Annotated in this window: 16 protein-coding genes and 1 pseudogene; 2 read left to right on the top strand and 15 right to left on the bottom strand. The window is 33.0% G+C overall.

Going from position 1 to position 20,192, the window contains the following annotated elements:
- Positions 1-220: 220 nt before the first annotated feature.
- Positions 221-1,414, top strand: a complete 1,194-nt coding sequence (gene sucC / locus RMO53_RS09630) for an ADP-forming succinate--CoA ligase subunit beta (protein ID WP_310380046.1) — start codon at positions 221-223, stop codon at positions 1,412-1,414.
- 65 nt (positions 1,415-1,479) lie between these two features.
- Here the strand turns inward: sucC and RMO53_RS09635 are convergent, their stop codons facing one another.
- The 3 genes from RMO53_RS09635 to RMO53_RS09645 are packed head-to-tail and all read right to left on the bottom strand — an operon-like array spanning position 1,480 to position 3,273.
- The gene (locus RMO53_RS09635) at positions 1,480-1,944 is read right to left on the bottom strand and encodes a DUF1569 domain-containing protein (protein ID WP_310380048.1); all 465 of its coding nucleotides are present in this window, start codon (positions 1,942-1,944) and stop codon (positions 1,480-1,482) included.
- Entirely contained in the window at positions 1,941-2,408 is a 468-nt protein-coding gene (locus RMO53_RS09640; protein WP_310380049.1) for a DUF1456 family protein, read from the bottom strand. Before RMO53_RS09640 ends, RMO53_RS09635 begins: the two co-directional genes overlap by 4 nt.
- Before the next feature lie 58 nt (positions 2,409-2,466).
- The gene (locus RMO53_RS09645) at positions 2,467-3,273 is read right to left on the bottom strand and encodes an alpha/beta hydrolase-fold protein (protein ID WP_310380051.1); all 807 of its coding nucleotides are present in this window, start codon (positions 3,271-3,273) and stop codon (positions 2,467-2,469) included.
- Positions 3,274-3,333: 60 nt separating this feature from the next.
- Here RMO53_RS09645 and RMO53_RS09650 point away from each other — a divergent pair, with 60 nt between their 5' ends.
- Positions 3,334-3,735: an excinuclease ABC subunit B gene (locus RMO53_RS09650; RefSeq protein WP_310380054.1), complete on the top strand. Its 402-nt coding sequence runs from the start codon at positions 3,334-3,336 to the stop codon at positions 3,733-3,735.
- Positions 3,736-3,838: 103 nt separating this feature from the next.
- Here RMO53_RS09650 and RMO53_RS09655 read toward each other — a convergent pair whose 3' ends face one another.
- From RMO53_RS09655 to RMO53_RS09705, 12 genes and pseudogenes are all read right to left on the bottom strand, one after another.
- A complete protein-coding gene (locus tag RMO53_RS09655) occupies positions 3,839-4,228 on the bottom strand; it encodes a hypothetical protein (protein ID WP_310380056.1) in 390 nt (129 codons plus the stop codon).
- 216 nt (positions 4,229-4,444) lie between these two features.
- Positions 4,445-5,323, bottom strand: coding sequence for a hypothetical protein (locus tag RMO53_RS09660; RefSeq protein WP_310380057.1), 879 nt, complete (start codon positions 5,321-5,323; stop codon positions 4,445-4,447).
- A 171-nt stretch (positions 5,324-5,494) separates the two neighbouring features.
- Positions 5,495-5,596, bottom strand: a pseudogene (locus tag RMO53_RS14465) (UvrB/UvrC motif-containing protein); the annotation flags it as partial.
- 9 nt (positions 5,597-5,605) lie between these two features.
- Positions 5,606-6,733 carry an ATP-binding protein gene (locus RMO53_RS09665; RefSeq protein WP_310380059.1) on the bottom strand — a complete coding sequence of 376 codons (1,128 nt, stop codon included), beginning with the start codon at positions 6,731-6,733 and terminating at the stop codon, positions 5,606-5,608.
- A 78-nt stretch (positions 6,734-6,811) separates the two neighbouring features.
- Complete coding sequence (uvrB, locus tag RMO53_RS09670; protein ID WP_310380062.1) at positions 6,812-8,803, bottom strand: excinuclease ABC subunit UvrB; 1,992 nt, start codon at positions 8,801-8,803, stop codon at positions 6,812-6,814.
- A 266-nt stretch (positions 8,804-9,069) separates the two neighbouring features.
- Positions 9,070-12,480, bottom strand: coding sequence for a TonB-dependent receptor (locus tag RMO53_RS09675; RefSeq protein WP_310380064.1), 3,411 nt, complete (start codon positions 12,478-12,480; stop codon positions 9,070-9,072).
- 119 nt (positions 12,481-12,599) lie between these two features.
- Positions 12,600-13,712: a FecR family protein gene (locus tag RMO53_RS09680; protein ID WP_310380066.1), complete on the bottom strand. Its 1,113-nt coding sequence runs from the start codon at positions 13,710-13,712 to the stop codon at positions 12,600-12,602.
- Between the two features lie 89 nt (positions 13,713-13,801).
- Positions 13,802-14,386 carry a sigma-70 family RNA polymerase sigma factor gene (locus RMO53_RS09685; RefSeq protein WP_310380067.1) on the bottom strand — a complete coding sequence of 195 codons (585 nt, stop codon included), beginning with the start codon at positions 14,384-14,386 and terminating at the stop codon, positions 13,802-13,804.
- A gap of 341 nt (positions 14,387-14,727) precedes the next feature.
- Positions 14,728-15,711: a 23S rRNA (adenine(1618)-N(6))-methyltransferase RlmF gene (gene rlmF, locus RMO53_RS09690; protein WP_310380068.1), complete on the bottom strand. Its 984-nt coding sequence runs from the start codon at positions 15,709-15,711 to the stop codon at positions 14,728-14,730.
- Between the two features lie 78 nt (positions 15,712-15,789).
- Positions 15,790-16,452: a thiamine diphosphokinase gene (locus RMO53_RS09695; protein WP_310380069.1), complete on the bottom strand. Its 663-nt coding sequence runs from the start codon at positions 16,450-16,452 to the stop codon at positions 15,790-15,792.
- Positions 16,453-16,725: 273 nt separating this feature from the next.
- Positions 16,726-17,547: a DUF4249 family protein gene (locus RMO53_RS09700; protein ID WP_310380071.1), complete on the bottom strand. Its 822-nt coding sequence runs from the start codon at positions 17,545-17,547 to the stop codon at positions 16,726-16,728.
- Between the two features lie 5 nt (positions 17,548-17,552).
- A complete protein-coding gene (locus tag RMO53_RS09705) occupies positions 17,553-19,955 on the bottom strand; it encodes a TonB-dependent receptor (protein WP_310380072.1) in 2,403 nt (800 codons plus the stop codon).
- Positions 19,956-20,192: the final 237 nt, after the last annotated feature.

The raw sequence follows: 20,192 nt of genomic DNA on the forward strand, positions 1-20,192 counted from the left end.
TACTAAATAGGTTACTTATAATTTTAGTTCAAAAATTATAACAAAAAGGGGATTATTATTTATAATATTTTAAGTTGCATTGCTGTATTTTACAGCAATAAAATAAACATAAAGGAACTCCATATAAAATTAAAAAAATAATAACAGTTTAGGTTAATTTTGCTATTTTTGTCCCACTTTAAATCTGAAATTAATTCAGAAATTTGACAAAAACATCATTATGGATATACACGAATACCAAGGAAAAGAAATATTAGCCAGTTATGGTGTTAAGGTACAACGCGGTTATGTTGCTAATAATGCAAAAGAAGCTGTTGCTGTAGCAAAACAATTAACGGCAGAAACAGGAACAGGTTGGCATGTCATAAAAGCGCAAGTTCACGCAGGCGGAAGAGGAAAAGGTGGTGGTGTAAAACTGGCCAAAAATCTGCAACAAGTTGAGGAAATTGCGGAACAAATAATAGGAATGCAATTGATAACACCTCAGACCTCAGCAACCGGTAAAAAAGTACACAAAGTTTTAGTAGCAGAGGATGTTTATTATCCTGGCGAAAGTGAAACTTCAGAGTTTTACATGTCGGTTTTATTAAATAGAGCTACAGGACGTAACATGATCGTTTATTCTACGGAAGGCGGAATGGATATTGAAGAAGTGGCTGCGCATACTCCACATTTAATATTTAATGAAGAAATTGATCCAACTGTAGGATTACAAGGATTTCAAGCTCGTAGAATTGCCTTTAATTTAGGTGTTTCAGGAAATGCTTTCAAAGAAATGGTTCAGTTTATAGATGCTTTATATAAAGCATATATTGGTTCTGATGCATCGATGTTTGAAATTAATCCAGTTTTAAAAACTTCGGATAATAAAATTATTGCTGTTGATGCCAAAGTTAATTTAGATGATAACGCTTTATTTCGTCATCCAAAATTAGCCGAAATGCGTGATGTTCGTGAGGAAAATGCTATTGAGGTTGAAGCAAAAGAAGCAGGATTGAACTATGTAGATCTTGACGGAACTGTAGGTTGTATGGTAAATGGTGCAGGACTTGCGATGGCAACAATGGATTTAATAAAATATGCAGGTTTTGAACCCGCAAACTTTTTGGACGTTGGTGGAACAGCAGATGCAAAACGTGTAGAATTAGCGTTCCGTATTATTTTGAAAGATCCAAACGTAAAGGCAATTTTAATTAATATTTTTGGTGGAATCGTTCGTTGTGATCGTGTTGCTCAAGGTGTTGTTGATGCCTACAAAAATATGGGTGATGCGATTAAAGTGCCTATAATTGTTCGTTTGCAAGGAACTAATGCAGTTATTGCAAAAGAATTAATCGATAATTCTGGAATGCCAATCTTGTCAGCTGTTGAATTTCAAGAAGCTGCAGACCAAGTGAAAAAAGCGCTTTCTTAATTCTAGAATAGTTATACAACGAAAATCCTGAGCGACCCGAGCGAAGCCAACTGGCGGAGCAAAGCTCAGGATTTTTTTTGGATAATATCATTTATAATTTTGATATGATGTTTGGTGTGTAGGTACAAGAATTTTTCGGTTTCTTTTAAGTTTAAAACCCCAAAATAAGGATGAATAAAACTGCTATTTACATTCAAATGATTTAATAACGAAACTAAAAACCTTGTTTCTTTAAACTGTAGTTTCAAGGTTTCTAAAGTGATTTCTTCAAAGGATTGAACTGATTTTGGTGCTTTGGCTTTGCCTCTAGGAATAATACCTGTTATAAAAACTAGTTGTTTAAGAATATTAAACTTTCGTTTAGCATCAGTAGGTTTTGTGTTTTTTAGGGTTTCTATAACAAGACTTAAAACTCTTAAAGTATGATCGATATGCCATGAAACGGCACTTTTTGATACAGATGAATTTTCTATGTCTCGAAACACAATTTTAGTTTCTAATTCATTTAATAGTAAAATAATTTTTTTCATTTAGTATTTTTTTTACCGAAATTAAATTTCACTTTTTCGACCACTTGTATTTTGTTATTCCCTTTTGGAAACTCTTTTTTTGAAGTTCTTTTTGCAGCGGGTTTCGATTTAGATGGACTTTGATCTCCTCTTGCGCTGTCTTCGTCTTTTGGTTTTGCTTTAAACTCGGGTCTTTGTTTTTGACCTTCTTTTGCAGGAATTTGAGCTTTGTGTTTGGCTAAAACTGCTGTTGGATTTTTTGGATTTTCTTTGGTTCCACGAAGGTGTATCACTAATCCGTTTAAGAAATTACGCAATACTTGGTCGCCACATTCCACATAATTTTCGTGATCTTCGGCACGAAAAAAAGCACCTAGTTCTGATTTTGAAATTCTAAAATCTACTAGTTCTAATATTTCAACTATTTGATCGTCACGCAACATTAAGGCTACGCGTAGTTTTTTGAGGATATCGTTGTTTGTCATTTGAAAAAGGTTGATGGGTGTAAAAAGTTATAAGAGTATGATTTTATGCAAATTGCAATTAAAAAAGCCAAAGATACGCATTTACAAAATTATCCCGCCATAATTTTTCGTTGTGTTGACCGCCTTTTACAATCGTCTTTTTTGTAAGATGCAAACAATCACAGCGTTTTCCTGAAACTAAATCGTCAATTGTATTCAAATCCCGAATCACGTCTGCATCTCCTTCGTTGTCACCACAGAGAAAATAAATTTTGGTTTTAAGTTTGGGCGTATTTTTGGTCAATTCTATAATTTCTTTTCGGTTAAACCAAAATGATGGAGAGAAAACTCCAGCTTTACCAAAGATCTTAGGATATTTTAAAACGGCATAATAGGAAGTCAATCCACCAAGTGAACTTCCCATTATTCCGGTGTTTCGGGCATTGGTTTTTGTTCTGTATTTTTTATCGATTTCAGGTTTTAAAATTTTCACAATAAATTCGAGATAATTATCAGCATTGCCGCCACCATATTTAGCGTTTTTGTAAGGTGTTAATTCTTCCATTCGTTTTTCGTTTCCGTGTTCAATTCCCACCACAATGACTTGTGCGTTGATACTGTCTAGTTTTTCGTCAACATTCCATTCGCCTACAAAAGATGTTTTGGCGTCAAATAAATTTTGCGCATCGTGCATATAAATTACAGGATATTTCTTTTTTGAGGTAGCATAATTTTTTGGTAAATAAATCCAAATTTTCTTTGTCGTCTGTAATTGTGGTGCTTCGATAGTGAAAGTTGAAACTTGTGTTGAAGCTGTACTTAGCTGCGCCAAAGTTTTTGATGACGTGATGAAAAAGAGGAGTAATAGGGATAGTTTTCGAATCATTGAAATTGGTTTTGTTGTTTTAAATTAAAAACAATATTTTAGCCAAAAATACTCAACTTGATGAATACAAAAGCTGAAAAAATTAGTTTACTCTCAGAAATGATTGCGTTTTCTATTATTGATGGCGATTTGCATAAAAAGGAATATTTGTTTTTATCCATGATTGCGGGAGAATTGGGATTTGATAAAGCGGAATTTGATGATTTATTCCATCAAGAGTTGCACACCATAATCAATAAATCAGAGTTCGAACGCATTCAACAATTTTATCGTTTGGCGTTGTTGATGCATTGTGATGGAGTTTTACACGATCGCGAACAAATAAAAATTCGTGAAATTGGTGTTCTTATGGGATTGAATCCATTTGCTATAAAACGAATACTAGAGTTGATGGCAAATACGCCCAATGCTATTATTGATTCTGAAATAGTGTTAAGAATTTTTCAAGAACAGTTAAATTAGGGTTTTTTAGAACAATGACAAACTTTATCCCGAAACTTCGGGACAGGACTAAAACCCAAATTTCTTAAAAAGGCTGTTAGCGCTAGGCTTTATTTTCTGATGTTTATGTTACAGAATTAATAATAATTATTCCGATAATGATTGAAAAAGGTGAGATTAATTGAAAATATAATGGTTTCAATATATCTGCTGCTTTGTTTGAAAAATTATGATGAAGATGTCTTGGTACAAAATATAGGACAAAAGAAGTAATTAGCATAAACCAACCAAATATTTTAAAAACTTCTGGATATTTTGAATAATCAGAGCATAAAATTAGTGCGATTGCAGGTATCATTCGGATTGTTATTTCTGCATAGTTTATAAAATTTGTGCTTCCCGCTTTTCTTAAAGTTTCTCTTGCCATTTTCGGTTTAATTAGCATAACTCCACCGACACATATAAAGAATATTCCGAAAGCAATTATCGTCCATTTTGCAATTTCAATTACCATATTTTTTTTCAATATTTTAGTTAGTCTCTGTTTTTTGAGTTTCTGCGATAGTATTACCGCCAACGTCTTGGCACTACAGCGGGTTTGGGACTAAATTAAGCACTGTTTTCGGATTTGCCAAATCTTCCAGAACAAAACTAACTTTCCATTAAACCAATTGCCCAAATTGTTTGTAGTAGCAGTTATGGGCTGTGGCTTTGTCAGTTTATGCTAAAGTCATTTTCCCATCGATAAGTATGCTATCACTAGTCCAATAATTCCGATGATTATTGTAATGATTGTGTCGCGTTTTTGCCAACGAAACGATTTTTTAGCAATTTCATCATTGCTATTTACTTCTGTTTTGTTGTCTTTGCCTATGGTAATTTGTCCGCTGTTATTAGAAATAGTGCCTACTTCAATTTTATCTCTCATATTATAAATATTAAATTCATTTTTTATGTCTGCGGTTTTTGCTTTTGGTGGTGTGTGTTTTTTTTCAAAAACAGTTTCAGTAGGAATAGAATATTTTACATTTTCCCCCCTGTTTTCTTTTATGTTTTTTGCTATTTCAGCAAAACTTTCAACTTCAATTGTTTTAGATTCAAAACTGTCAAATTCGTTTTCGTTTGTATCTTTGAAAAAATCAAAAAGTTCTTTCAGTATTTCGTCTAAGCTGGAAAGTAAAAATGAAAGGCAAAGAAAATCACTATTTGCTTCAGCTCTAAAACTCAGATATTTTTGTTTGTATTGAAAAATTTGTTTTACGTCTTCTTCTGAAAAATTTCTTTTGAAATCTGATATTTCAGAAATATTGTTATTCCAAATGCTCGTATAAACATCATCTCCTGACCAAATTCCTAATTCTTGCAATTTACTTTTGATTGGGGTGTAAATGTTATCTGTAATAGGTTCAAATTTCTCCTTTATTTGTTTTTGAATGTTTTCGTAAGACTGTTTGTCTTTGTAATTTTCGTGAGGTTTTAATGCGTTTCTTTGTTTATCAAGTTCTTTAAGTTCATTGCAAAGCGGAATGTATTTTTGGATGTATTCTGTTTTGTTTTTGTCCAAAAAATCGATAAACTCAAATAATGCTTGTATTTTTTGTGGAATCATTTAGTCAAGATGTTATTTGATTGTTGTCAACGTTTGCTATAGCCCATAACTCATTTTTTTTGTATTATAAAATCAAACAAAGCCACCTAATTTAGGGTAGATAAGTAGGATAAACATCTTAATTTATTACAATCAAATATATAATTAATTCTTTATAAATTTCTTACATTTTCACACTTGATATTGCAACGCCTTGATTTCATCACGCAACTTTGCGGCTTGCATAAAGTTTAAATCTTTGGCTGCTTTCTCCATGGATTTGCTTTTTTTTCGCTAATCTTTTCAAATAAACTCAAAAAAATTATTCTTATTAATAACTTCAAAAGTGTAATTGCTATAAATATTACTAAAACTCTTGGTTAATTTCACTTTTTTAGTAGCATTCCATTTTATTTCATAAGTTACCAATGTATTATTTTTTTCGATAATCAAATCAATCTCTTTTTGGTCAGTGGTTCTCCAAAAATAAAAATTGGCATAAATTTGTTTGTACTCATTTTGTTTACGCATTTCATTTATAACAAAATTCTCAAACAAATTACCAACATCATTTCTCAATTCCATTGGACGATAATCGTTTATCAATGCATTGCGAATGCCTAAATCGTTGAAATATATCTTCTTTGATTTTTTGAGTTCGTTGCGTTGGTTGGTGTGATACGCATTTAGTTTATAAATTACAAAAGCTTGTTCGAGCATTGTAATATAACTTTCAACGGTTTGATTATCTATTTTTAAAGTTCTCGAAAGTTCATTATAGTTTACCTCACTACCTATTTGCCAAGCCAATAATTTGAGTAGTTCTAATATTTTTTCAGGCTTTTTAATACCTTTAAATAAAAAGATGTCTTTATACAAATAACTCTCTGATAAAAATTTAAGCAATCGTTCTTCTTGTCCAATATTGGTAACAATTTCGGGATAATACCCATAAAGCATTCGTTGTGGCAGTTGTCTAATTTCCTGTAATAAATTGGTTTGAGTAACCATCTCTTGAAATGAAATTGGATACAAATAAAACTCGAATTTACGCCCAGTTAGTGGTTCATTTAGTGTGTTTCGGAGTTCAAAAGCGCTCGAGCCACTGGCGATTACTTGAATATTTTTGTGATAATCGGCAAAAAGTTTTAAAATACTACCAATGTTATTTATTTTTTGAGCTTCGTCAATTATTATAAATTTATTGTTGCCGGTAATTTGTGCTAATCGTTCGCTATTGGGGTTTTGCAATAACAAATGGACATCGGCGTTTTCTCCATCAAGCCATAAAACCTCTTGACTTTGGTTGTTGGTTAGCATTTTTATAATGGTGCTTTTACCTACTTGTCGTGCTCCTAAGATAACGATTATTTTGCCTTTAAAACAATCATTTTGCAAGTCCTTTATAATTTGTCGCTGTATATTTTTCATATATAAACTATAAAATAGTAGAATGTAATCGCAAAAATACTACTTTATTTTAGATTTAACTCTAAAAAATACTACTTTTTATACCTGCGCTTGCAACGCCTTGATTTCATCACGCAATTTTGCAGCTTGCATAAAGTCTAAATCTTTGGCTGCTTTCTCCATGGATTTTCGTTTCTCGCGAATGCGTTTTTCAATTTCTGGTTTCGATAAATATTCGGTTTCAGGTTCGGCAGCAACATGCAAAGAATTGTAACCCAATTCATAATCAACTAAAGGATTTTTGGTAAAAGCGCTTTCTATTTTCTTGTTCAATGCCATTGGGACAACATTATTCTCGGTATTGAAATTGATTTGTTTGGTTCGGCGGTAATTGGTTTCATCGATTGTTTTTTGCATGCTGTTGGTAATTTTGTCTGCATACATAATGGCTTTTCCGTTTAAGTTTCTTGCCGCACGACCTATGGTTTGAGTTAGTGAACGATGACTGCGCAGAAAACCTTCCTTGTCTGCATCGAGAATGGCAACGAGGGAAACTTCGGGTAAATCCAAACCTTCTCGCAATAAATTAACACCAATGAGAACATCAAAAATACCTTTTCGTAAATCTTGCATGATTTCGATGCGTTCAAGCGTATCGACTTCGGAATGGATATAACGGCATCTAATATTAACTTTGGATAAATATTTTGCTAATTCCTCGGCCATTCTTTTGGTTAAAGTAGTGACCAAAACGCGTTCGTCAATTTCGGCACGAACTTGAATTTCTTCAATTAAATCATCAATTTGGTTTAAACTGGGACGAATTTCTATAATTGGATCCAATAATCCTGTTGGGCGAATGACTTGTTCGATATAAACGCCATCGGTTTTTTGCAATTCATAATCGGCTGGAGTTGCAGATACATAAATGACCTGGTTTTGCATGGCTTCGAATTCGTCAAATCGCAACGGACGATTGTCCATTGCTGCGGGCAATCTAAAACCATATTCGACCAAGTTTTCCTTACGACTTCGATCGCCGCCATACATAGCATGAACTTGCGAAAGTGTGACATGACTTTCGTCCACAACCATCAAGTAATCTTTTGGGAAATAATCCAACAAACAAAAAGGTCTTGTGCCGGCAGAACGTCCATCGAGATAGCGGGAATAATTTTCGATTCCGGAGCAATATCCCAATTCGCGAATCATTTCTAAATCGAAATTGGTGCGCTCTTCCAATCGTTTGGCTTCGAGATGTTTGCCAATTTCCTTGAAATAATCGACTTGTTTGACTAAATCTTGTTGGATTTCCCAGATGGCATTTTGCAATACATCAGGCGATGTTACAAACATGTTGGCTGGATAAATCGTGAGTTTTTCGAATTTTTCGATAACAAATGAGTTCTTTACATCAAAGCTTTCGATTTCTTCTATCTCATCGCCAAAAAAGTGAACCCGAAACGCTTCATCGGCATAACTTGGATAGACTTCGAGTGTGTCGCCTTTTATTCTAAAGTTCCCTGGATTAAAATCAGCTTCGGTTCTGGAGTATAAGCTTTGTACTAATTGATGCAATAATTTAGTACGAGAAATGATTTGCCCTTTCTCGATTGGAATTACATTTTTCTGGAATTCAATAGGATTTCCAATTCCGTACAAGCAAGAAACCGAAGAAATCACAATAATATCGCGACGTCCAGATAGGAGTGAGGACACGGTTGACATTCGCATTTTCTCTAATTCTTCATTGATCGATAAATCTTTTTCGATGAAAATTCCAGTTACCGGCATGAAAGCTTCGGGTTGGTAATAATCGTAATAGGAAACGAAATATTCTACCGCATTATTAGGAAAAAATTGTTTGAACTCCGAGTATAATTGCGCAGCAAGCGTTTTGTTGTGGGCTAAAACTAGTGTTGGGCGTTGCACATTTTCGATGACATTGGCAACGGTAAATGTTTTACCAGAACCAGTAACGCCAAGTAAGGTTTGGTATTTTTCGTTTTCGATAATACCTTGAGTCAATTTTTCAATTGCTTGCGGTTGGTCGCCTTTTGGGCTGTAATCAGATACTACTTGGAAGTTCATTTAAAATGATTCAGATTTGCAAAGTTACAAAGTTTGAAATTTTATGATTCAAAATTTTACCGCAGATTCGCAGATTCGCAAATTAAAAATCTGCGAATCTGCGGTATTTTTTTATAATTAATTTCAGGAAGTTAAAGTCAAAATCATCTCTTTTTCCGGTATGTAATTTTTTTAAAAACTGTATGCTCATCAAAAATAGATTTTAACAAAATTACAAAAAAAAACCATCCGAGTAAACGAATGGTTTTTAATAATAAAAAAACTAACTAAAATTTATAACTTACTCTTGCGAATAAAAAACGACCGTTTTGACCAAACTGCGATACGTTTCTCGAGTAAACAAATTGATTCTCATTTGATAAATTAACAGTAGCTGGAGGTGCTGTATAGTCAAGAGCGCCGGCTACTAATCTTGGTCTGATAGCACTTATTGGACCTAAATTTAAATCAGGATAAATGTCTAAAATGTTATTAGCACCAATTACAATTTTTGCTGATTTTGTAATGTTATACCCAATGGATAAATCTGTGATTATTTTTGCTCCCCAAACTGGATGTTCTATTTCTACGGCTTGGCCATTGATTATTGCACCTTCGATTCTTCCGTCTCTATTTACATCAACTGTATTAGGATCTGTTACTTCACCAAAATATACGTTTCTCAAGAAAAAATCGAATTTTTTGTACGAAAGTGAATTCGTTAAATTAGCTTTAATTCTTGGAACCGCTTCTTCTTGATATACTCTACTTGCTTCAGAATAATATCGGTTTATTTGCCCGTTTGCTGCTAAAATAGGAGAGGCATGAATCTCACCAATTCTTCTGGTATTTGAGACAGTTCCTGATAAATCAGTTTTTAAAGTAACGTTTCCAAAATTTGCTTTTTGGCTTATAACTACATCAATTCCTTTTGATCTGGTATCAACTGCATTAGCAAAAAATGTTGCCGCTGTAGCTCCAGCCGAGTCAAATAATCCGTTGAGGACAGCTGCAGGAGATCCAGAAACTGGAGTTCCACCTGGTCTAGCAAATTGATCAGTCAAAACAACTCTGTCAACAATTTCAACAATATAAGCATCTGCTGACATGGTAATATTTACCGCTGGAATTTTAGCAGTAAAACCAACACTAGCACTTTTTGATTCTTCTTGTTTTAATTGTGGAATTCCTAAAAGTTTAGCTGCTGGCGAATCATTACTGAAAGTTCCAACTTCAAACGGTACACCACCTACGAATTGTGTCGCTGTTGAATTAAAATAAATTTGGTGTAAGGATGGTGCTCTAAACCCTGTTGAAGCTGCACCACGAAAATTGATGTTGTTTGTTATTTTATAACGTGTGGCTAATTTATAATTTGTTGTGTTTCCAAAATCAGAATAATCTTCAAAACGAATGGCTCCGTTTACCAACCATTTATCCGTAACATCTAATTCTAAATCGGCATAAAGCGCTTTGCTGTATCTTGATTTATTTGTCGCGTTCGCTGCTCTAAAACCTGGAAAAACTTGTGATCCACCTGGTCTAGCAGCACCATAAAAATCGGTAACTCTTATATTTGCAGGTGTTGTACCTGTTACAGCAGCACCGTTTATATCGTATTGTAAGTACGAATCTGGCTCGCCTGGATTGATTTGATATTTTTCATAACGGTATTCTCCACCTAATGCAATATTAAATCCTTTTAGAAAATCGATTTTTCTATTCATATCAAAATTGGTAGTTCTTTGAATAAATGCTAATCCACCTGCATCAAATTCAGTTGGAGAATTTTCTCTCAAAGTAGCATTTACGGTATTTTCAATATTATAATCAAAGGAGTTTTTACCCATTGTTTGACTCAAATCAAAGTTCCAAGTTTTATCAAACATTTTACCTCTTAAACCTGCGGCTGCAGATACATCATTTATGGTAGAATGAATTTCTGGTAAAAATCCGTTTGGATACAATCCGGTGTAAGATCTGGCTTGATTAGGTCTTCTATAAAAACCAGCAGCTTCACCATTTCTATGACTGGTTCCACCAAAAGCATACAATTCTACATTTTCACTCAATGGGTAAGCACCATTTAAAAAGAATTGGGCGCTTTTCAAAGATGATTGTCCAACACGCATATTAAAATCTTTTCTTTCGAGTCCTCTATAGGCTAATTCGCCTGCGGTCGCATCAAAGTTTAACGCAGTTTGCATTTGAGAAATTGTAGAAGCTCCGTTAATTGCCGCTTGTTGAGCTGGAGTAAAATAACTCACTTGTGGAGCATAAGTTTTTAATGCTGCAATTATTTGAGCACTGTTTGGTGTATTTGTAATATTACCAAATAATGAATTGATGTTTAGGTTATTTTCTAAAGCTCTTTGTTCAACTGCGTTGTAGCCGTTGAATAAAGTATTCGTAACTTCTTTTGCTCTACTTGTAGCATCTCTAAGTTGGATACTAGCAGTTGCATTTATGAAACTTTTTTCTTTACCAAGTCCTGTTCCGTAGTTTAAATCAAGCTGGTAATTGCTTCCGTCATTTCCACCTTCATGGTTGTTTGCTCCTTCAGAAAAATGACTTCCAGCAAAAAGTGCTACGTCTAGTACGTTTGTATTTTTCTTTACTTTAATATTTATTACACCAGCAATAGCATCAGATCCATATTGTGCAGAAGCACCATCTCTTAAAACTTCGATTTTTTCGATTGCAAAGGCAGGAATAGCATTTAAATCTGTTCCTACTGAACCTCTACCTGGAGTTCCATTTATATTTACTAATGAAGAAGAGTGTCTTCTTTTTCCGTTTACCAAAACCAAAACTTGATCTGGTCCTAAACCTCTTAATTGTGCAGGATCAATGTGATCTGTTCCATCAGCTACAGTTTGAGTGTTTGAAGTAAAAGATGGAGCAACCATATTCAAAATTTGGTTCAAGTTTACTTGTGGTCCTTGAGAAGCAATTTCTTTCATGCTAATTACATCAATAGGCACTGCAGATTCCGTTACAGTTCTTGCAGGGTTTCTGGAACCTATTACTACAACATCTTGCAGTGTTTCTTCACTTCCTTTTAAGGTTACATTCATAGTTTCGCCTGTAACTGTTACAAGTTGAGTTTCAAGTCCTACGTAAGAAAACTGTAAAACAGCTCCAAGGTCTGCAGTTATGGTATAATTTCCATCAAAATCTGTTGTAGTTCCTTTAGTAGTTCCTTTTACTGTTACTGATGCTCCGGGAAGTGAATCTCCTTTTTCATCTACTACTTTTCCTTTGATTGTAGTTTCTGCAAGAATCGATTCGCTTGATATTGAAGTACTGTTTTCCTTCGAACCTATGTTTTGATTGTTTTCATTTTGCAACACAATTTGATTGCTAACTTCGGAATAATTTATTTTCAGAGGTTTTAAAATACGGGTAAGTACATTTGATAGTATTTCATTTTTAGCATTGACACTAACTTTTTGATTGAGTTGAGTCATTCTCGAATTGTATGAAAATTTTACTTTCGCTAATTTTTCGAGCTTAATTAGAGCATTGTCTAAACTCATTTGGTTTACTGTAATTGATACTCTTGTATCCAGTTTTTTTTGACCTATTACATCATTTGCCATTGCGACACTCGAAAATGCAATTGCCAGCACAAATTGAAATAATGTAATTTTCATAATTCGATTTAATAATCGTTTTTTAAGGACAGTTTTTTTCATAATTTTGGTTTGTTTGGTTATTATTGAGTTTGTTTGGAGTATTTATATTTTTAAAAAGAAATAATAGTTTTTTTTGTTTTTCGAGTGCTTAAATGTGTTCTCGACCTTTTTTTATATTTTTAATTGCATCCATTTGATATAATTATTATTTGGTTTCCGTTCATTTCATAGCTTGTATTGTTGCCAATACTTTGACAAATGATTTTGAGTTTTTCTGGTAATGGCTGATCTCCGAGTGATGTGGTAAGATAACAGTCTTTTAATTTTGTATGCTGATAATCAATTTTTACTAAATAAGCTTGTTCTATTGTTTTAAATATTTGGCTTACAGGAATATCAGTAAATTCAAAACCTAATTGCTCTATGTTGCTTATCGAATTATTTAAAGCTTCGTCTTGTGTTATATCAGTGATTTTATTAAATGTAAGATTTTCTCTTTTGAATCTTAAGGCTTGATTGGGTAATAATACAATTTCTTGATGGTTTGAATTTGCAATCAACTGGTTCGATTTTACTTTTACTTTTCCGGTTCGCACTACAACTTCTACATCCGGTTGATTGGCATAGGCTTTTATTTTAAAACTGGTACCTACTACTTTAGTAACAATTTCATTTGCATAAACAAGAAATGGTTTTTGTGGATTTTTACTAATTTCAAAAAAAGCTTCTCCAGATAAATAAACTTTTCGTTGATTACCAATAAATATTTTTGGATAACTCAATTTACTTTTGGGCTGAAGTAATACGGAACTTCCGTCGGACAGGGTTATAATTTGGGGTTTGTCGTCGTTGTTTGTTTGCTCTACTAAACCACCAGAATTTTCTTTTAATAATTCATTATAAGTAAGCACAGAATCGTACTTGGTTAGGTATTTATCATAAACCCAAACTAGAGAAAATCCTACAATAAAAATTGCAGCAACTTGAGTAATCCACTTGTTTTTCCAAGGTTTTAGTATTGATTTTTTATTGATGTTCTTTTCCTCTTTTATTTCAATTTTGTCCCAAGTAGCGTTTAATGCAGCTTGAATGGTAGATGTAGAAAAACTAGAATTTGGAATTTTCATTGCCAGCAACAATTGTCTTCCTTTTTCAACAAGCTTCGCTCTTGCTGGGTTTTCTAAAGTCCATTCTTCCCAACCTTGCTCGTCTTCATTGAAGTAAACCCAAAGTTTAAAGGATTCATCTTCTAGGAAGTCTTCTAATTGAGTATAATTATTACGTTGATTCATTGAAATATAGGGTTACAATTATAGAAAGGACAGTATCTTTATTTAATACTCATTATTTTATTAAAATTTTAAATAATAATAACAACTATTTAGAGTACTGTGTTTGTTCCGTTCCATTCTTTGCGTAAACTCAATAAGGCACGGTGCAAAAGGTTGTTTGCGGACTGATAATTAACATCGAGTAGAACTGCTATTTGAGACACGGTTAATCCTTGATTGAATCTTAAGTACAAGGCTTCTTTTTGTCTTGCGGGCAATTCATTTAATAACTTATTGAGGTATAAAATTTTTGAGTCGGATGTTTCAGCTGCAATAAAATGGTCTTCAATAGAGCATTCGAATAGAAAAGAAACTGAATCTAAAGAAGTACTTTTGCTAAAAATAGAATCCCGTTCTTGAGTTCTAATGATGCGTTTGCGAACGCTGGCTAATAAATAGGGTTTTGCTAGTGCAACATCACTTAATTTATTTTTATAAACCCATAAATCTGTAAAAACATCTTGAACACAGTCTTCAACTTTTTCAGGAAAAGTGCTCAAGGATTTTCCATACCGAACTAAATCTTCGTAATATTTTTTAAAAAGAAAAGAGAAGGCAACTTTATCACCTGCTTTTAGATTGCTCCAAAGCGTTGAATCATCAAGGTTTTTTGAATATTTTGTATGGGTTTTCAATATTCTTGTTTCTAAAAGATAAAGTTAATAAGCTTTTAATTTAATTTCTTAAGATAAGAAATTTTGCTAAAATAACGTAAATTATTCAATATTTTTTTTCGTTTATTGATTTAGTATTGTAATCGTATAATTATTTTAAGGCTAACCACGTTGGGTGTAGTTCAATTTATATTTTTTTAAACGCACAGATACATAGTTAATGTAGATGTAATTTAGTCGTTTCATAGGCTATGTGGAAACCAAGAATTGGTCTAGACAAATCTTTTTTTTATGTATCTATGCATTTCAATTTTTATATTTCTAAAAATTAAACATTTATAGCCAATGGTTTAATACTAATATTAAAACTTCCAGTTTTTTTGTTGGGTCGGGCTCAAGAATGTCCACGCTACAATTCTACTGATTTTTTGACCTTGAGACAGATCAATTGTTTTTATTTCGATAGGACTGACTTTAGATAATGTCTTATAAATTCTTGAAAGATTTTCTTTTTTTGAAACCAAAGTGGTGAACCATAACACTTGCATGGGATATTTTGCACTTTCATAAATCATTTGAATAATAAATCCAATTTCGCCACCTTCGCACCATAGTTCTGTATTTTGTCCTCCAAAATTCAAAATTGGATTTTTGGTTCTTTCCTCAAAGCTTCGGGATTGTAAATTATTTACTTTTCGAATGGATGATTTTGTAGCTTCATCTTTCGAATTATGAAAAGGTGGATTGCAAATCGTGAAAGCAAATTTATCTTCGGGAGTGATGATGTTTTTGAAAATAAAACGAGATTCCGTTTGTAATTGCAGACTGATTGCGTCTATTAATTTGGGATTGGCTTCTATAATTTTCTTGCAATTTTGAATCGCATTTTCATCGATATCTGTCCCAACAAAAGACCAGCCATAAACGGAGTTTCCTACTATTGGATAAATACAATTTGCTCCAATACCAATGTCTAAAATTGTTACATTTTCTCCTTCGGGAATTATACCATTGTTGTGTAAGGCTAATAAATCTGCGATGTAATGGATATAATCTACTCGTCCGGGAATTGGTGGGCAAAGATAATTTTCAGGAATATCCCAATTCTGAATGTCGTAATCTGAAATTAACAAAGCTGTATTGAGTGCTATTACAGCATGTGGATTACTAAAATCGATGGTTTGCTTCGCCTGTTCGCTATGGCTCGAGTCGATATGATGTTCGTTGAGGGCAACAAATTTTTTTAATTCGGGATATTTTTGTGTTAATAATCCAAAATCATATCCCAATCTATGGCTGTTTCTAGGATGTAAATTGGTTTTTTCGGCAACTATTTTCGCTTTCATTTTTCATTTTGAATGTTTGCAAAGATAGTTAAGAATTATAGATGTAGGAAACTAATTTCAGTATGTTTTATCGCCTAATTAATCACTGCATTCCATTAATAATAAATCGCCGTCTGTATGCTCAATACTCACAATTCCATCATTAATGACATGATTACTGCTACCAGTTCTGTAGCCTATTGTTAAGGTTTCGTTTTGTAACGAATAGTGCAAATTTTGAGTGTGAATTCCAGTTACTTTTCCTATAGGTATTAGTGAAATAATCGTATTTGCTGTGTACCATTTTTCATATTTTTTTGGTAATAAAAAAACTTTAGAATGATCATCCAGAATTACAATCTTCAACAAATTTCGATATTTAGTGCTATTTGTCAAATTTGTAATGGTGTGATCGGCACGTTTTCCAGTTGCCCAAATTACGTTTACTGCTGGAATTTTTCTTGCTATAAGATAATCGAATGCTTTTTCTAAATCGGTTTTGTTTTGGTCCGGTGTGTGAACAATTTCGATTGGATATTGCGATGTTTTATAGACTTCTGGGTCAAATCCTCTATCGAAATCTCCTAACAGCACATCGACTTTAATGTCTAATTGCATCACTCTTTCCATAGCGGAATCCAGTACAACTACAAGTGGCGACCATTCTAATAATTGTCCTAATAATTCGGGGTTGCACGAAGCACCATTTGCAATAATTAATGCAGGTTCTTGGTCTTCGCGAACAATATGGTGTGAGGACATAAGGATTTTAGATTTTAGATTTCAGACAGTAGAGAATAGAATAAAGAAAATAGAATTTTGTAAATGTATGAAAAATCTAATCCCGAAAGCTTTCGGGACAAAAATCGTTAATCTTCAATCTTAGATCAATAGCCCAGACAGTAATGAAAAACAAAACTTCCTTAAAAACTTTAGTTTTGCTAGGTTTCAAGAACGACCAAAGGAAGTTCCTTGAAACCTTTGTAAAACTGTTTTTAAGGAAGTTTTTTTGTAATGAATGGCTGGATTGGCTCCTTATTTTACAATATAATTTCTAAAATCCGTTTCGGAAATATTAAAATAGCCAAAAGCAAAATTTTCAGGATTAGTTTGATTCACAATATTTCCACGAACGGTGGCTGGAGCTGTTGCAAATGGTCCGCCACTGCTGCTGCCAGCAACGGCTGTTAATTTTCTCATGTATTCAAAATAGCGTTTCGAAATACCAAAAAGGGTTATGTCTAGATTGTCTCCAGTTTTAATGTCTTCATTAATATACAACCCAAAATTTTCGTTTCCTTGTGTAAAGCTATCGTCAAAAATATCATAGGACGGAATTACCGTAATGCTGGATTTGAATTTAAGCATGTAATAATTAGCTGCATTTCCGGGATCAAGGAAAAACGATTTTATCTCGATTTCATCACCCGTAAAGCCACCTTTGTCATTTTGAGTTATAGTAGTAATGGTTGAAACACTTTTTAAGGTTTCGGTTGCCGTATAGATTTGCCCGTTTAGAATGATGGTTAATTCGTATTGCTTATCAATAATAGGAACAAAATTTGTGCAAACATATTCGCCAGTATTGGGTATTTCTATAAAATTAAAACTTAAGTTATCCGAATTTTTTATATTAACGTTGGCTCCAGAAACTGTTGGAATTGTTTTGTCAAAATACCCTGTTGTTGTGGTTAATTTTATTTTTTGTTCGTTTCCTAAAGTTCCTTTTTTCCATTCGATAGAAGCATTAACTACTAATTGTGGTGCTGCTGTATTCAGATTAACATCAATTACATCTTCGCAACTCGAAACGAAGATTGTTATAATTAAAATCAATATTATTTTATATCGTTTCATAATAATTAAAATTTGAAGTTATAAGTAATTCCGGGTACTATTCCAAAAATTGACAATCGAATCGCTTCGTTTGCACCCGAAGTATCATTTTGTCGAAACGAAATTGAAGCGGCATTTTTTCGACCATAAAGATTATAAATACTAAAAACCCATTCGCCTTGCCAGCTTTTATTTGGTTTTGGTTTTGGAACATAAGTAGCCGAAACATCTAAATGGTGATACGTAGGTAATGAACTTCCATTGCGCAAACCATAACTTGGGATTGTGATGCCTTGATATTCGTACTGACCAATCGGATACGTTACGGGTTGACCTGTTTGTAAAACAAAATTGGCTCCAAAAGTCCATTTTTTACTGTAATCATAGGTGCTCGTAATAGATAAATTATGTAATTTGTCGTAACCAGAGCGATACCAATTTCCTTCGTTTATTCCGGTTTCTGTAGCGTTTCTGCCTGGCGTTCTTTGTTCTGATTTGGATAAAGTATAGGCAATCCAACCGCTCAATTTTCCTGTGTTTTTGCGTAATAACACTTCTAAACCATAAGCCCGCATTTCGCCGTTTAAAATAATTTGTTCGATAGCTTCATTTGCAATCAAATCGGCACCATCAATATAATCGATACGATTTTTTGTTTTTTTGTAAAATGATTCTATTTCTAAAGAGTAATTTTCATTATTAAAATTTTTGAAATAACCCAAAGCCACTTGGTCCAAAATTTGAGGCTTGATGAATTGATCGCTTGGTGTCCAAACATCCAGAGGTGTTGGCGAAGCCGTATTTGTGATTAACTGTAAATACTGTGTCATGCGGTTGTAACTCGCTTTCACAGATTGATTTTCGTTCAATTGATACGAAGCTGCAAATCGCGGCTCCAGATTATTATAGCTTTCAATTACTTTATTGCTGTCGTAATTTTTAACACCAATTGGTGTTGCTTTTTCATAAATTTGTAAATCGGTATTGAAAACTACCGCTTGATTATTTTGATAAAGATTCACGGTTGAACTTCCTAATCGATAAAACATACTGTATCGTAATCCGTAAGAAAGTGATAAATTCTCGGTAACTTTTTGTTCAGCATCAATATAAAGGGATGGTTCAAAAGCGAATTTTTTTTCTAATTGTCTGTAGTTTATTCCAGAATTTGCATTTGAGGGTTCAATTATACCGGGATTAAAATCATAGTAAATGCCGTTAATTCCATAATTCAATTTCATTTTATCGCTAATATAATTTTTAAAATCATATTTGATATTATAATTTTTTATGCCTGAATTCCATAGAAAACCAATTAAATCTAGATTTAAACCATAATAATAATCACTATAAATTAAGGATAAATTCGAAAATAGTTTATCCGTAAATAAATGATTCCAACGCAAGTTTAAGGTTGAATTTCCATACGTATTTACAAAACTATCGTTCAAACTAAATACATCACGACCAAAATAACCGGATAGAAATAAATTATTGTTGGGGTTTATTTTGTAATTCATTTTAGTATTTAAATCATAAAAATAAGCCGAATTTGGATTGTCCGCTAATTTTAAAAAGAGATGCGCATAAGACCCACGACCGCCAATAAGAAACGAACCTTTGTCCTTTACAATTGGACCTTCAATCAACAATCTACTCGATACTAAACCAATTCCGCCGCTAATTCCTAATTTATTACTGTTTCCATCTTTTTGATAAATATCCAAAACAGAAGATGCTCTTCCGCCAAAACGAGCTGGAATTCCACCTTTATAAAGCTTTAAATCTTTAATAACATCCGGATTGAAAACCGAGAAAAATCCAAAAACATGTGATGAATTAAAAATAGTAGCTTCATCAAGCAGGATTAAATTTTGATCTGCACCACCACCACGAACATTAAAACCGGATTGTCCTTCACCAGCATTTGTAACTCCGGGCAAAGTCAAAAGTGCTTTCAAAACATCGACTTCGCCAAGCACAACAGGAATTTTTTTAATGGTATTTCCTGAAAGTTTGTTGGTACTCATTTCAGGTTTACGAATGTTAATCGTCTTTTTTTCTAAAATGATTATTTCGTCTAATTGTTCCCCAGTTTCTATTAATGAAAAATTCTTTTTTTGGGTTTTGTCTAATAGGATTGTTTCGGAAATGGTTTCATAACCAACATAAGAAATTTGTATGGTGTAATTTCCATTGGGAACGGTGATAGAATAAAATCCATATTCGTTACTAGTAATTCCGGCTTTAATCTCAGGAATAAAAAGGTTGACGCCAATAAGGGTTTCATTGGTTCTTAAATCCGTAATAGTTCCGCTTAGGGTAATTTTTTCTTTTCCGAGTTCGCTATTGCTAATTTCTTGAGAGAAAATGGAATTGCAAACTATAAATAAATGCATCGAAAAAATAAATTGTAGTCTCAAATTCATATCCTATTTTTAGTATTGCAAAGTAGACGTATTTAGGATTACTTTGTTACATAACAAATGTTAATTTATAATTAAGATATATTCTTTTTAAAAATTACCCGTTGGGTGTAATTCGTTTTTTTTACCACATAGAAACATAGATTTTGTGAATTTTAAAAGGCGTTTCACTTATTTTAAGAAAATCATAGCTATCTGAACCCATGAAGTGGGCTATCTAACTCTTTTTTTCTATGTTTC

The sequence above is a fragment of the Flavobacterium sp. genome, from assembly GCF_031409475.1.
GTDB lineage: Bacteria > Bacteroidota > Bacteroidia > Flavobacteriales > Flavobacteriaceae > Flavobacterium.

What these genes read in the sequence shown, in the direction of transcription:
- uvrB (WP_310380062.1), bottom strand. Translation starts at nt 8,803, where the DNA reads ATGAACTTCCAAGTAGTATCTGATTACAGCCCAAAAGGCGACCAACCG.
- RMO53_RS09700 (WP_310380071.1), bottom strand. Translation starts at nt 17,547, where the DNA reads ATGAAACGATATAAAATAATATTGATTTTAATTATAACAATCTTCGTT.
- RMO53_RS09645 (WP_310380051.1), bottom strand. Translation starts at nt 3,273, where the DNA reads ATGATTCGAAAACTATCCCTATTACTCCTCTTTTTCATCACGTCATCA.
- RMO53_RS09655 (WP_310380056.1), bottom strand. Translation starts at nt 4,228, where the DNA reads ATGGTAATTGAAATTGCAAAATGGACGATAATTGCTTTCGGAATATTC.
- RMO53_RS09705 (WP_310380072.1), bottom strand. Translation starts at nt 19,955, where the DNA reads ATGAATTTGAGACTACAATTTATTTTTTCGATGCATTTATTTATAGTT.
- RMO53_RS09680 (WP_310380066.1), bottom strand. Translation starts at nt 13,712, where the DNA reads ATGAATCAACGTAATAATTATACTCAATTAGAAGACTTCCTAGAAGAT.
- RMO53_RS09675 (WP_310380064.1), bottom strand. Translation starts at nt 12,480, where the DNA reads ATGAAAAAAACTGTCCTTAAAAAACGATTATTAAATCGAATTATGAAA.
- sucC (WP_310380046.1), top strand. Translation starts at nt 221, where the DNA reads ATGGATATACACGAATACCAAGGAAAAGAAATATTAGCCAGTTATGGT.
- RMO53_RS09665 (WP_310380059.1), bottom strand. Translation starts at nt 6,733, where the DNA reads ATGAAAAATATACAGCGACAAATTATAAAGGACTTGCAAAATGATTGT.
- RMO53_RS09635 (WP_310380048.1), bottom strand. Translation starts at nt 1,944, where the DNA reads ATGAAAAAAATTATTTTACTATTAAATGAATTAGAAACTAAAATTGTG.
- RMO53_RS09650 (WP_310380054.1), top strand. Translation starts at nt 3,334, where the DNA reads ATGAATACAAAAGCTGAAAAAATTAGTTTACTCTCAGAAATGATTGCG.
- RMO53_RS09660 (WP_310380057.1), bottom strand. Translation starts at nt 5,323, where the DNA reads ATGATTCCACAAAAAATACAAGCATTATTTGAGTTTATCGATTTTTTG.
- RMO53_RS09695 (WP_310380069.1), bottom strand. Translation starts at nt 16,452, where the DNA reads ATGTCCTCACACCATATTGTTCGCGAAGACCAAGAACCTGCATTAATT.
- rlmF (WP_310380068.1), bottom strand. Translation starts at nt 15,711, where the DNA reads ATGAAAGCGAAAATAGTTGCCGAAAAAACCAATTTACATCCTAGAAAC.
- RMO53_RS09640 (WP_310380049.1), bottom strand. Translation starts at nt 2,408, where the DNA reads ATGACAAACAACGATATCCTCAAAAAACTACGCGTAGCCTTAATGTTG.